This is a genomic window from Limnohabitans sp. Rim8, assembly GCF_943326455.1.
Lineage (GTDB): Bacteria > Pseudomonadota > Gammaproteobacteria > Burkholderiales > Burkholderiaceae_C > Limnohabitans_A.
On sequence record NZ_CALPTI020000005.1, the window covers coordinates 1 to 12,999 of the forward strand.

Sequence of the window (12,999 nt, forward strand, 5' to 3'; positions counted from 1 at the left end):
AGCGGTCTCCGACCGCTATGGATCACCCGAAACATAATCGCGGTCGGAGACCGCTTCTACCGGGTCATCGGTTGCCTTGTTGCCGCCGCTGGAATCCGCTAATGGCGTGCCGGTCATCACGCTCGCCCAACTCGCCCGCTTTTTGCGCAAACCTGTGGGCGCGTTTTTCCGCGAACGCCTGCAAGTGCATCTGGAGGGCGAGCGCAGCGAACTGCACGACGAGGAACTGTTTGGACTGGCGGGCCTGGATCTGTATCAACTGATCGACCACGAACTGGCGCACGTCCCCATCGCGCTGAACGCTGACACCTTGCCCGCGCATGTGCAGAAGGTGGTTAAGCGCCTGCGCCAGGCCGGCGCCTTGCCACTGGCGGGCGTGGGGGCACTCGCCGCAGAAAATCTGAGAGACCGCCTGCAGGCCATGCTGGGCGCAGCGCTGCACGAGCGGCAGGCTTACCCCCATGCAGCCGAACGCCTTTTGGTGGACATGTCGCATTCCCAAGTGGCCTTGCAAGACGCGCTGGGTGATGTGCTGGAAGGCGAGGGAAGTCAGATGTCCTTGCACCTGCGCGCCAGCGATCTGGCCAGCTTCAAGACCCAAAAGCCACAGGCCCACCCAGAAAAGCTGATCGACATTTGGCTGCTGTCGCTGGCCGCAGCCGCCATGGACCAGCCCTTGAAGTGCGTGGTGGTGGGCCGCAACGCCGTGCTGCGCATGGCCGAGCAAGATCCACAAGCCGCCCGTGTCCAATTGACCGAGCTGTTGGCCGTTTGGGCCGAAGGCATGCGTTGGCCGCTGCCGTTGCCGCCCGGTGTGGCGCTGCAGTGGCTCAAAGACAAAGACAACATCAACGCGCTGGCCGATGCCTATGAGGGCATTGACTTCAAACGCGCCGAAAAAGACAAAGACCCGGCACTGGCCCGTACCTATGCCACGGTAGAGGACTTGCTGGCCACGGGCAAGTTCGATTGCCTTGTCCAAACCGTTTACGCCCCCTTGAAGGCCTGGGCCGAGCAAGCCGAGATCGAGGCCTTGCCGGATGTGGCCCAAGACAGCGAAGAGGGAGAGCTGGCATGAGCATCCCCCACGCCCTCAATGCGCACACCTTTCCCCTGCGCGGCAGCCACCTGATCGAGGCCAGCGCTGGCACAGGCAAGACCTGGACCATTGCCGCTTTGTATGTGCGCTTGGTGCTGGGCCACGGCCAAGACGGTACCGCACCTGTTCGCCCCATGCTGCCGCAAGACGTGCTGGTGATGACCTTCACCCGCGCCGCTACCCGTGAGCTGTCTGACCGCATCCGCGCCCGATTGACCGAGGCCGCGCAGGTGTTCCGGGGCATGGCCGAAACCGACGATGACTTCTTGCGACAACTGAAGGACGAATACCCCGAAGGAGAGCCCCGCGAACAAGCCGCCCACCGCTTGGCGCTGGCGGCGCAGGCCATGGACGATGCGGCCGTGTACACCATCGACGCCTGGTGCCAGCGCATGCTGCGCGAACACGCGTTCGACAGCGGCAGTCTGTTTGAAGAAAACCTGGTCGGCGACGAAGCCGCGCTGCGCCTCGAAGCGGTGCAGGACTACTGGCGTCAGCAGCTATACCCCATGGGTACAGCCCTGGTGACAAAGGTGCTGAACGTGTGGCGCGATGTGCCCGCGCTTGAACAAGACATGCGCGCCCTGATGGCCGTGCCGCTGGACGATGCCGCACCCGGCACGCTGGCGCAGGTGTTCGGCGCGGCCATGGCCGAGCGCGACGCACAACTGCAGGCGCTCAAACAGGGCTGGAACGAGAAGTCCGACAATTTATTGGGTTGGATCGAGGCGCAGTTGGCGCATCACAAGTCGAGCTGGGATGGCCGGAAACTGACATACAAAAAATGTGCCGAGTGGCTGGCCGTGCTCAAAGAGTGGGCGCAAGGGCCAGAAGACGGTAAGCGCTTGGAAAAAACCATGAAAGCCGGCTGGGCACGCTTCACGCCTCAAGGCCTGGTCGAATGCCGTAAGCCTGGTGAAGCGCCTGTGGATTTGCCCCCCGAAAGCCAGGCGTACGCCGACCTGCAAGCGGCTTTGAATGCCTTACCCGAACCGGCCCAAGTCGCCCGCCTGCACGCCCGCACCCATGTGCTGCAGCGCATGGCCGAGCTCAAGCGGCGCGGCGGGCTGTTTGGCTTTGCCGACATGCTGCAGCGGCTGGATGTTGCACTGGCCGACCCCGAATCGGGCGAGCGCTTGGCGCAGCGTCTGCGCGAGCAGTTTCCGGTGGCGATGATCGACGAGTTCCAAGACACCTCGCCGCTGCAGTTCCGCATCTTTGACCGGATCTACCGCACGGCCGACAACCTGCCAGACATCGCGCTGCTGCTCATTGGTGACCCCAAGCAATCCATCTATGGTTTTCGGGGTGCGGATATCCACAGCTACTTGGCTGCACGCCGCGCCACCGCTGGCCGCCACCATGTGCTGGGCACCAACTTCCGCTCCACCCAAGCGGTGGTGGCTGTGATCAACCGCTGGTTCGACATTTCGCCAGACGCCTTTGGCTACAAGCTAGACGATCAAGATCCGTTGCCGTTCCAGCCGGTGGGGGCGAAGGGCCGCCCTGAAGTGTTCAGGACGAGCGCGGGCGATGTGCAAGCCATGACCGTGGTGCACGACGCCATTTTGCGCAGCCAACGCGATGCGCAGGCGCACCTGTCGGCCTTGTGCGCCGAGCAAATCGTGGCCTGGCTGAGCGATTCACACGCGCGTTTTGCGGATGCACAAAACGGCGACAAACCCTTGCAACCCAAAGACATCGCTGTGCTGGTGCGCACCGGCAAAGAGGCCGCGGCCGTGCGCGATGCGCTGCGTGTGCGCGGTGTGGCTTCGGTGTATTTGTCGGACCGCGACTCGGTGTTCGCCAGCGACGAGGCGCAAGACCTTTGTCTGTGGCTGCGCGGCGTGGCCGAGCCACAAGACATGCGCCGACTGCGCGCTGCATTGGGCACCCGCACGGTGGGCCTGTCGCTGACCGAGCTTTATGACTTGGCCACGCAAGACGAATTGTTGGACATGCGCGCTGAGCAAATGCGCGAGCTGCACCAGACCTGGCTAAGCCAGGGCGTGCTGGCCATGCTGCGCCAGTCGCTGCATGTGCTGCAGCTGGCGGGGCGCTGGCGCGGTGAGCCCGACGGCGAGCGGCGTCTGACCAATGTGCTGCACCTGGCTGAATTGTTGCAAACGGCCAGCGGCCAGATCGAAGGCGAGCAGGCCTTGATCCGTTGGTTGGCCCAGCAGATGGAAGAAGCGCAGTCGGGCCATGCCAGCGGTGGCGAAGAGCAAACCGTGCGGCTCGAAAGCGACGAGGATCTGGTCAAGGTCATCACCATCCACGCCAGCAAGGGCCTGGAGTACCCGGTGGTGTGCTTGCCCTTTGCGCACAGCCACCGCGTGGTCACGGCCGACAAAGCCGCCGTGCTGCAGTTGGCGGGTGGTGAGGGCGAGGGTGAACGCCACTGGACGCTGGACTTTGACAAGGACGACTCCAAACTCGCGGACCAAGATCGCCTGCGTGAAGACCTGCGCCTGTGGTACGTGGCGCTCACGCGGGCACGTCACGCGCTGTGGGTGGGTTGGAGCGCGGTCAAAATGGGAAACAGTGACAAGTGCCGCAACCACTTCAGTGCGTCTGGTCATTTGCTCGGAAACGGTCAGTCGCTTGAACCCGCCGATTGGCTGGCGAAGCTGCAAGCGCTGAAAACCGATGGGGCAGGCAAGGCCTTGTTTGTGCAACTAGAGCTTGCTCCTGAAGTGGTGCCGTTGACGCTGTGGCACAAGCCCCTGCAGACCACCGCACTGCGAGAAGCGCTGGTTTGCACCGCCCGCATCGACAAGTCGTGGACCATCGCGAGTTTTTCTCGCTTGACGCGCGACCTGTCTTCGCAAACCCTGGCGCCTTTGGTGCTGCACCTGAACCCGCCGCGTCCCGCAGACGACGAACCCCTTGAAGATGCGGCCCCCCCCACGGCCTGGGTGGCCAGCCCTGGTGCTTTGGCTCCGTGGCACGGTTTTGCCAAAGGCCCTACGGCGGGCAATTTTTTACATGACCAACTCGAATGGCTTGCGGCCGATGGCTATGCTATCGATGCAGCCAAGGCCGAGCGCTTGAAATACCGCTGCGAAAACGCCGGTTACCCGGCCCAAGCCGACGACGTGCTGCAGTGGCTCAGCCGTGTGGTGGCTCAGCCTTTGCGCGGGCCGAACGCGCCGCTGAACGCGCTGGGTGATCTGTTGCCCGAGATGGAGTTCTGGCTGCCCGCCGAGCGCCTGCATGCACGCCAAGTCGATGCCTTGTGCCAGCAGCACCTGTTGCTCGGCGTGAGCCGCCCACAGCTGCCCGACGCGCAGCTGCACGGTATGCTGATGGGCTTTGCCGATCTGGTGTTCGAGCACCAAGGCCGTTACTGGGTGCTCGACTACAAATCGAATCATTTGGGGCCTGATGACGCTGCCTACACAGCACAGGCCTTGGATGCGGCCATGGCCCAGCACCGTTACGATGTCCAAGCTGCGCTGTACATGCTGGCGTTGCACAGACTGTTGCGCGCCCGCCTAGGTGATGCCTACGACCCGGCGCAGCAGTTGGGCGGCGCGGTGTACTTGTTTTTGCGCGGCATCGACGGGCCTGCGGGTGGCTGCTGCACCTTGCCTGCGCCTTTGGCGCTGCTCGACGGTCTGGACGCCATGTTGAATGCCGAGGTGGCGTGATGAACTTGAAAAAAATCTCACGCACCGCGCCCGTGCCCGCCTCCGCCTCGCAAATGGATTGGCTCAAGGACTTGCCTGCCCAAGGCCTGACCGCTGCGCAGACCTTGCAGTGGTTGAACCTGTGGACCGGCCAAGGCCTGCTGCGCCACATCGACAGCGCTTTCGCCGCGCAAGTGATTCGCCTAGATACCGGTGTATCTGCGCCTTTGCTGGTGGCTGCGGCCGTGCTCGCCCAGATGGAAGGGCGTGGCCACACCTGCCTGGCCTTGGCCGATTTGTGCCAGCCGCCCGTGGCCTTGCTGGGCTGGCCTGCGGCTGCGGTGGACGGTGCGCAGGGCCTGAAGGCTTTGTGGGCGCACCTGCCTGCCACGCTGGCCGATTGGCGGCAGGTTTTACAGGCTCAACCACCCAGCGCCTGTGTGCGCTTGGCCGATGCCCCCGACCATGGCCAGCCGCTGGTGTTGGGCGGATCTGCCGATGCGCCACTTTTGTATTTGCGCCGTTATGCGGGCTATGAGCAGCGCGTGGGCCAGAGCCTGCTGCAGCGTGCCAGCGAGTCATGGCCCGTTCACGAAGCAGCGGCACGCGAATGGCTGGACCGCTTCTTTGCGCCCAAGCCCGAAGAGTCCGCCGCCATCGACTGGCAGAAAGCGGCTTGTGCCGTGGCACTGCGCGCGCGGCTGTCGGTCATCACGGGTGGGCCTGGCACCGGCAAGACCTACACCGCCGCCCGTTTTCTGGCGCTGCTGCTGGCGCTGCACCCCGATGGCAGCCCGCTGCGTGTGGCGCTGGCCGCGCCCACCGGCAAGGCGGCGGCGCGCCTGAAGCAATCGATCGACGATGCCTTGACCCGCTTGACCATGCCTAAGGATTCGGGACTGGACTTGGCTGCACTGATCGCCCGCATGGGTCCGGCGCGAACGCTGCATTCGCTGCTGGGCGCACGGCCCGACACACGCCAGTTTCGCCACCACGCGGCCAACCCGCTCGACGTGGATGTGCTGATCGTGGATGAAGCCTCGATGGTGCATTTGGAAATGATGGACGCTCTGTTGAAGGCCTTGCCATCCACGGCGCGCTTGGTGCTGTTGGGCGACAAGGATCAGCTCGCCTCGGTCGAAGCCGGTGCGGTGCTGGGCGATTTGTGCCAAGACGCTGCAGCGGGCCGCTACAGCGCGGCCACGGCGCAGTTTGTGCAGCGCGTAGCGGGTCAGACGCTGGCATCCCAATTTGTGGTGACCGATCTGGCCCCCGTGCTGGCCCAGCAAACCGTGATGCTGCGCCAAAGCCGTCGTTTCAAAGGCGCGATTGGCCAGCTGGCGCTGGCGGTGAACCGGGGCGATGCGGCGGCGGCACGCGCCTGCTTGGGTGGCTCAGACAACTCGGCAGCCTCGCCGGTGCTGGCTCTCCAGCCGGGCAGCCCCCAAGCTGTGTGGGCCTTGGCGCTGGGCGCAGCGGGCAAGCCTTCTTACGCCAACTATTTGCACCTCATGCAAACCGGACCGGCAGGGCAGGGGGCTGAAGCGCACGCCAGCTGGGTCAGCAGTGTGCTCAAGGCCTTTGAGCGGTTTCGCATTTTGTGCGCCGTGCACCAAGGCGACTGGGGCACGCAAGCGCTGAATGTGGCGGTACAAAAAGCCTTGGCCGATGCGGGCTTGCTGCGCATCCAGGGCGAGTGGTACGAGGGGCGGCCTGTCATGGTCACGCGCAACGACGCGCAGCTGGGCGTCTTCAATGGCGACGTGGGCGTGGTGTTGCCGAACACCGAAGGCAAGCCCAAGGTCTGGTTTTTGGACGGTGAAGCCTTGCGCTCGGTGAGCGTCATGCGCTTGGCCCAGGTTGACACCGCGTTTGCCATGACCGTGCACAAAAGCCAGGGCTCGGAGTTTGAGCACACCGCGTTGGTGCTGCCCCCGGGCGGCGCCGAGGTGCTCAGTCGAGAGTTGGTCTACACCGGCATCACTCGGGCCCGCCAGCAGTTCACTTTGGTCGAGGCCGAGGCCGGTTTGCTCGAAGCAGCCATTGAGCGCCCCAGCGTGCGCGCCAGTGGCTTGGCGCATTGGTGGGTCTAGTCCATCGCGGGCAGCGCTGAAAAAAGGTCCTTGACGCCTTCAGCTGGCATAGCCTTCGCACGCCCCAGCATTGGGTCGGCCCCGGCATTCGCGAATCAGGCGTTTTTCGCGCTCAGACTTGTTTTCTGCCGAACCTTTGTGGGTGGGCGGCTTGGGGGCTTTGGCTTGTTTCGGTTTTTTGGCGGGTTTGTCTGTGGCGCTCACGGCTGTGAAGTTGTCCGTTGCCCAGCTGGCTGGCAAGGTCGCCAGCAATCCAAGACCTAAACACACGCTGGTGAGCGTCGACGCTAAATGCCGAGTCTTCATGCTGTTCTCCCTGACTTGTGTTGTCCTACGCATCATAGGCAAGCCTGGCACATCTGCAAGCACCTGCGCCGTCAAGATGGAATCATGTGCAAGAGGTGACTCGTTCAGAATGCGTCAAGCATTAGGATGCTGGCATGAGCAAAAACACCGCCCCATTCATGCGCCAGGCTGTCATGGACCTGGAAGAGTCCCGCATCCGCGAGGTCGCCAATGCGGGCATGGGCCGCCCCGATGTACTGGCCTTTTGGTTTGGCGAATCTGACGAAGTGACGCCCGACATCGTGCGCCAAGCCGCCATCGATTCCATGCAAAAAGGCGAGACCTTTTACTCGCACAACCTGGGTTTGCCCGAGTTGCGTCAGGCCGTGTCCGATTACATGTCGGCCCTGCACGGACCCATTGGCGTGGAGCGTCTCGCCATCACCTCGGGCGGCGTGAATGCCTTGATGTTGGCCGCGCAAGCCCTGATTGACGCGGGCGATGAAGTGGTTGCCGTGACACCCGTTTGGCCCAACCTCACGGCGCAAGCGCTGGTGATGGGCGCCAATTTGAAGTGCGTGTCGCTGCGCCCTGTGAATGGGCAATGGCAGCTCGACATGGCCGTGCTCAAGGCTGCGATCACGCCAGCCACCCGACTGCTCATCGTCAACTCGCCCAACAACCCCACGGGCTGGACACTCAGCCGCGCAGAGCAAGCTGAGATGCTGGCGCATTGCCGCAGCACCGGCACCTGGGTGCTGGCCGACGAGGTGTACGAGCGCTTGTATTACGAAACCGACACCGCCAACGGCTGTGCCCCGTCGTTTTTGGATGTGGCCGAACCCGAGGACCGTTTGGTGGTGGTGCACAGCTTTTCCAAGAGCTTTTTGATGACCGGCTGGCGTCTGGGCTGGCTGGTCATGCCTGCTGCCATGACCCCGCACATGGGCAAGCTGATCGAGTTCAACACTTCGTGCGCATCGGTGTTCACCCAAAAGGCGGGGGTGGTGGCGCTGCAAAACACCGCCGACATCACGCCACGCGTGGTGGCCCACCTCAAAACCTGTCGCGACACCCTGGTGCCCCTCTTGCTAGCCGTGCCTGGCGTGCAAGTCGCGCCCGCCCGGGGCGGCATGTACGCATTTTTCAGGCTTGAAGGGCATCCCGATTCGGTCCAGACTGCCAAACGCTTGGTGGCCGAAGCTGGGCTGGGCCTGGCTCCCGGCGAGGCTTTTGCCTCCGAAGCCGCAGGTTGGCTGCGTTGGTGCTTCGCATCCAAAGACTTGGCGCGTTTACAGCAGGGCGTTGAGCGCTTGGCGATTTGGTTGGCCAATAACCCAGCACCCCGATAAAAGGGCCGTGATCCAAGGTGGGGGCTTATGTCCCCCAAGCGACAAGTTTTTGGGGCGCTGGTACAGTCAGTATTTTTCTCTTGAGCCTTGGAAATCCCCATGAATCGCCTCATTGCCCTCGGTTTGTTGTTCGCCGCTGCTGCTGCGCCCGTTGTGGCCCAAACACCCATCAAGATTGGTGAAATCAACAGTTACTCGTCCATGCCCCAATTCACTCAGCCCTATCGGCAAGGCTGGCAGTTGGCGGTAGAAGAAATCAATGCACAGGGCGGCTTACTGGGGCGCAAGGTCGAAGTGATCGCCCGTGACGATGCTGGCAAGCCTGACGAAGCACTGCGCCATGCGATTGAACTGACGTCAAAAGAAAAGGTCGATATTTTGGCGGGTGGCTTTTTGTCCAACGTAGGCTTGGCATTGGCCGACCATGCGGTCAAAAACAAGCGATTGTTCATCGCCAGCGAGCCTTTGACCGACGCCATCGTTTGGGAAAAAGGCAACCGCTACACCTTCCGCCTGCGTGCCAGCACCTACATGCAAGCGGCCATGCTGGTTGAAGAGGCTGCCAAGTTGCCTGCCAAGCGTTGGGCCACGATCGCACCCAATTACGAATATGGCCAAAGTTCGGTGGCCAGCTTCAAAGAGCTGCTCAAGGCCAAGCGCCCCGATGTCGAGTTTGTGAGCGAGCAATGGCCTGCGCTGGGCAAAATCGATGCGGGCAGCACGTTGACCGCCACCATGGCCGCCAAGCCCGATGCGGTCTTCAACGTCACTTTTGGCGCCGACTTGGCCAGGTTGGTGCGCGAAGGCAACCAGCGCAATGTTTTCCCCAAGACACCGGTGGTGTCCATGCTCTCGGGTGAGCCCGAGTACCTGGAAGTGCTGAAAGACGAAACCCCCAAGGGCTGGATCGTGACCGGCTACCCTTGGGACCAGATTGACACCCGTGAACACGCCAGCTTTGCTGCCAACTATTACCGCAAGTTCAGCGAGAACCCCAAATTGGGTTCGGTGGTCGGTTACGCCACCATGCAGGCGATTTTTGCGGGCATCAAAAAAGCCGGCAGCTTGGACAACGAAAAATTGGTCATCGCCATGCGCGGCCTCAAATTCAGCACGCCTTTCGGCCCGGCTGAATTCCGCGCGATTGACCAGCAGTCCACCATGGGGGCTTACGTGGGCAAGCTCGATTTGCGGGGTGGCAAGGGCACCATGGTGCAGTGGCGCTATGCCGATGGCAAAAACCACTTGCCCACAGATGCTTACGTGCGTTCGCGCCGACCTGCAGAAGCCATGAAGTAAAACTTCAGGCTGGAGACACGCCCCAGTGATTGGCTGAGCTGGTGGGCCAAAACTCAGCAAAAAGGTTGGGCAATGTGTCGGCCGTGTTGTTGGGGTTTTCGGATGACAACAACGCGCCGGCCCCCAGCGTCTCAATGCTGGCAGCCAGCGATTTCGCATTGCCATGGGGGTGTCGCACCATCAGGTGGTGCGGCGTGATGTCGCCGGGTCGTTTCAAACCCGCAGCGCCAACCAAGTCTGCCAGCGCATGCATCGTGTTGGCATGGAAATAAAACACCCGTTCTGCTTTGTCTGTCACCACAATGGCGCGCTGACGCACCGGGTCTTGTGTGGCGACGCCCGTGGGGCAATGGTCGGTATGGCAACTGCGTGACTGAATACAGCCCAGTGCAAACATGAAGCCCCGCGCCGAATTGCACCAATCGGCTCCCAGCGCCAAGCAGCGTGCAATGTCAAAAGCCGAGATCACTTTGCCCGAAGCACCAATCTTGATGCGCTCCCGCAGACCCGCGCCCACCAAGCTGTTGTGAACCAAGCGCAGCCCGTCTCGCAGCGGCATGCCCACATGGTCGGCAAACTCAATCGGGGCCGCGCCAGTACCGCCTTCAGCCCCATCGACCACAATGAAATCGGGTGTTTGACCCGTGACCAGCATGGCTTTGACGATAGAGAACCATTCGGCTGGATGGCCCACACACAGCTTGATGCCCACCGGTTTTCCGCCAGACAGCTGGCGCAATTGGGTGACGAAATTCAACAATTCGATGGGGGTCGAAAAGGCCGAGTGGCGGGCCGGCGACACGCAGTCTTGGCCCATAGGCACGCCTCGGGCCTCGGCAATCTCTGGGCTGACTTTGGCCTTGGGCAGTACGCCGCCGTGGCCGGGTTTGGCCCCTTGCGACAGCTTGACTTCGATCATCTTGACCTGCGGCGATTGGGCCTGCTGCGTAAAGCGCTCGGGGTCAAAATGCCCGTCTGGCGTGCGGCAACCAAAGTAACCCGAGGCGATTTGCCAGATCAGATCGCCGCCGTGTTCGCGGTGGTGGCTAGAGATGCTGCCTTCGCCCGTGTCGTGCGCAAAGCCGCCCAGGGCGGCACCCCGGTTCAGGGCTTTCACGGCGTTGGGCGACAGTGCTCCAAAGCTCATGCCTGAGATGTTGAACAGAGACAAGTCATAGGCTTGCGTGCATTGGCCTTCGCCGACCCTCACCCTGAATGTGGCCGGGTCGGGTTGCACGGGCTGTAAAGAATGGGCAATCCACTCGGTGCCAGGGCTGTACATGTCTTTGATGCTGCCAAAACCGCGTTTGTCGTTTTCGACTTTGGAACGGGCGTATACCATGGCCCTTTGGTTGCGCGAAAACGGGAGCTTTTCCTCATCGTTTTCCAAAAAATACTGTCGCAACTCGGGCCGGATGTATTCCAGTGCGTAACGCAGGCGACCTGTCAGGGGGTAGTTGCGGCGCACGGCCTGTTTGGTTTGCCTGAAGTCCAGCCAACCCAAAACAAACAACACGCCGAAAACTGCGCTGGCCCAAGGCGATAGGGGCCAAACCATCAAGGTCAACGGGGCAGTGACTAACCATGGCAAGTAGCGGGAGAGAGATTGACGGGCCATGAGCGGCTCTCCTGGTTGAAACCACCACCACAAAAGGTGCTGGAAAGTTCCATCCTAGTAGTTTTTGGTGATTTTGTTAAATCTAGCCCATCGCGTACCGCTCTGCCGCCAAATGCTTGACCAAGCCCGGAGGCAATGGCAAAGGCTCGTGACTCATCCAAGTGGCCGTGAGTTCACCGCACAGCACAGCCAAACTGATGCCGCGCGCGCCCATGCCAGCGCTGATCCAAAGCCCCGGCAGGCGCAGTGGGTCAATGGGCCCCACCGCAGGCAGGCGGTTGGGCAAGGTGCAGCGCAGACCGGCCCAGCCCATCACCCGATCCGGCCCAAATTGACCGGCCATGGCTTGACCCAAGTTGGGCAGCAGGGTGGCCAAACGCTCTTGGTTGGCAGCATGGTCTTCGGTGCGCACAGGGGCTTGCTCGCAGTTGCGCTCAAAGGTTGAACCGATGTACCAGCCAAGCAGGCCCTTTGGCGTGGGCACACCGCTGATGAAGCTGCCGTGGCCGTTGACAGGGAAAGGCGGCAAGGCAGATGGGGCGTGAACTGGGTTGGAGTAAGCGCCCAAGTCGGCCTTTAAATCGGACATCAGCCCGTAGCTGATCTGTCCGCGCAAAGGGTTGAGTGGCACCGCAAAGCCGGGCAGGGGCCGCAGCAAAGCCAAACTGTCAAAGGCGCTGGCCACCACCAAAAAACGGGATTGAGCCAGAGTTTGGCCTTGGGCATCGGTCACGGTCCACAACTCGCCTTCACGCTCGATGGCGTGCACATCTTGGCCCCAGCGCACATGCACACCCGTTGTTTCCAGTTGCGCGGCCACCAGTCGTCGGGGCCGAATCCAGCCCGCATGTGCATGCCAAATGGCGGGAGTGCCCGGGGACAGTCCTGCTGCGGCAATTTGGGCGGCGCTGGCCGGACTGCTGTGGTGATCAGATGCGTTGGTAGGCAAGCGGCGTTTGCCCGCCAGGCTGTGCTCTAAAACACCCGTCATGGCCCAGTCGGTGCCAGCTTTCAGCAGCGTTTGGACGCGCTGCAATGTGGCCTCGACACCTGCGCGCGTGATGCGTGACAAGACGTTGTCATCGGGCGAGACGTGGGGCGCCGCCAAACCCACAGGCAAGCCCGAAGCGCCAGCCCCAAGGCCTGAGGCCCGATCGAGTACCGTGACCGACCAGCCCCTTTGGGCCAAGCTGTAGGCCACCGCAGAGCCGGACAAGCCTGCACCGATGACCAGTGCTTGGCGAGCTTCGGCTGGGCGGTTCAAAGGTTCAAAATTGAAAGTGAGAAGACCGGGAAATGATCAACTGGCTGCTGGGGGGACGTAGCCTTGGGCAGCATCGGCGCCATCGCCAAAAAAGTGGTTTTCCATCTGGCGGGCCAGGTACTGGCGAGCACGCAGATCGGCCAGGTTCAGGCGGTTTTCATTGACCAGCATGGTCTGGTGCTTGAGCCAGTCGGCCCAAGCTTGTTTGCTCACGCCCTCCCAAATGCGCTTGCCCAAATCGCCGGGATAGGGCGGAAAATCCAGACCCTCAGCTTCTTTGCCGAGTTTGATGCATTGAACGGTGCGTGCCATGGTGTTGTCGAGCCTTGATCTGTCTAAAGAAGCGCTGGTTATACG

9 protein-coding genes are annotated in these 12,999 nt (G+C 62.1%); 5 read left to right on the plus strand and 4 right to left on the minus strand.

Features of this window, described 5'->3' with window-relative positions; all coding sequences use genetic code 11:
• Positions 1-106: 106 nt before the first annotated feature.
• Genes Q1M54_RS04785 through recD form a run of 3 tightly spaced genes read left to right on the plus strand, consistent with a single transcriptional unit; the run spans position 107 to position 6,824 of the window.
• On the plus strand, positions 107-1,078 hold the full coding sequence (locus tag Q1M54_RS04785; protein WP_300554591.1) for a hypothetical protein: 972 nt from the start codon (positions 107-109) through the stop codon (positions 1,076-1,078).
• Positions 1,075-4,752: an exodeoxyribonuclease V subunit beta gene (gene recB, locus Q1M54_RS04790; protein ID WP_300554593.1), complete on the plus strand. Its 3,678-nt coding sequence runs from the start codon at positions 1,075-1,077 to the stop codon at positions 4,750-4,752. The genes Q1M54_RS04785 and recB overlap by 4 nt, the downstream gene beginning before the upstream one ends.
• Positions 4,752-6,824 (plus strand): exodeoxyribonuclease V subunit alpha, encoded by a 2,073-nt coding sequence (recD, locus tag Q1M54_RS04795; protein ID WP_300554595.1) that lies wholly within the window; start codon positions 4,752-4,754, stop codon positions 6,822-6,824. The genes recB and recD overlap by 1 nt, the downstream gene beginning before the upstream one ends.
• A 39-nt stretch (positions 6,825-6,863) precedes the next feature.
• Here recD and Q1M54_RS04800 read toward each other — a convergent pair whose 3' ends face one another.
• A complete protein-coding gene (locus Q1M54_RS04800) occupies positions 6,864-7,130 on the minus strand; it encodes a hypothetical protein (RefSeq protein ID WP_300554597.1) in 267 nt (88 codons plus the stop codon).
• 134 nt (positions 7,131-7,264) lie between these two features.
• Between Q1M54_RS04800 and Q1M54_RS04805 the strand changes: the two genes are divergently transcribed.
• Together Q1M54_RS04805 and Q1M54_RS04810 are read left to right on the plus strand one after the other, a co-directional pair.
• Entirely contained in the window at positions 7,265-8,461 is a 1,197-nt protein-coding gene (locus tag Q1M54_RS04805) for a pyridoxal phosphate-dependent aminotransferase (RefSeq protein ID WP_300554600.1), read from the plus strand.
• Between the two features lie 99 nt (positions 8,462-8,560).
• Entirely contained in the window at positions 8,561-9,760 is a 1,200-nt protein-coding gene (locus Q1M54_RS04810; protein WP_300554603.1) for an ABC transporter substrate-binding protein, read from the plus strand.
• A 4-nt stretch (positions 9,761-9,764) separates the two neighbouring features.
• On the opposite strand, the gene Q1M54_RS04815 is transcribed toward Q1M54_RS04810, so the two are convergent.
• The 3 genes from Q1M54_RS04815 to Q1M54_RS04825 form a co-directional block, all read right to left on the minus strand.
• Complete coding sequence (locus Q1M54_RS04815; RefSeq protein ID WP_300554605.1) at positions 9,765-11,378, minus strand: FMN-binding glutamate synthase family protein; 1,614 nt, start codon at positions 11,376-11,378, stop codon at positions 9,765-9,767.
• An 82-nt stretch (positions 11,379-11,460) separates the two neighbouring features.
• Positions 11,461-12,642 (minus strand): FAD-dependent 5-carboxymethylaminomethyl-2-thiouridine(34) oxidoreductase MnmC, encoded by a 1,182-nt coding sequence (mnmC, locus tag Q1M54_RS04820; protein ID WP_300554607.1) that lies wholly within the window; start codon positions 12,640-12,642, stop codon positions 11,461-11,463.
• Between the two features lie 36 nt (positions 12,643-12,678).
• Positions 12,679-12,954 (minus strand): oxidative damage protection protein, encoded by a 276-nt coding sequence (locus tag Q1M54_RS04825; protein ID WP_300554610.1) that lies wholly within the window; start codon positions 12,952-12,954, stop codon positions 12,679-12,681.
• Positions 12,955-12,999 lie beyond the last annotated feature (45 nt).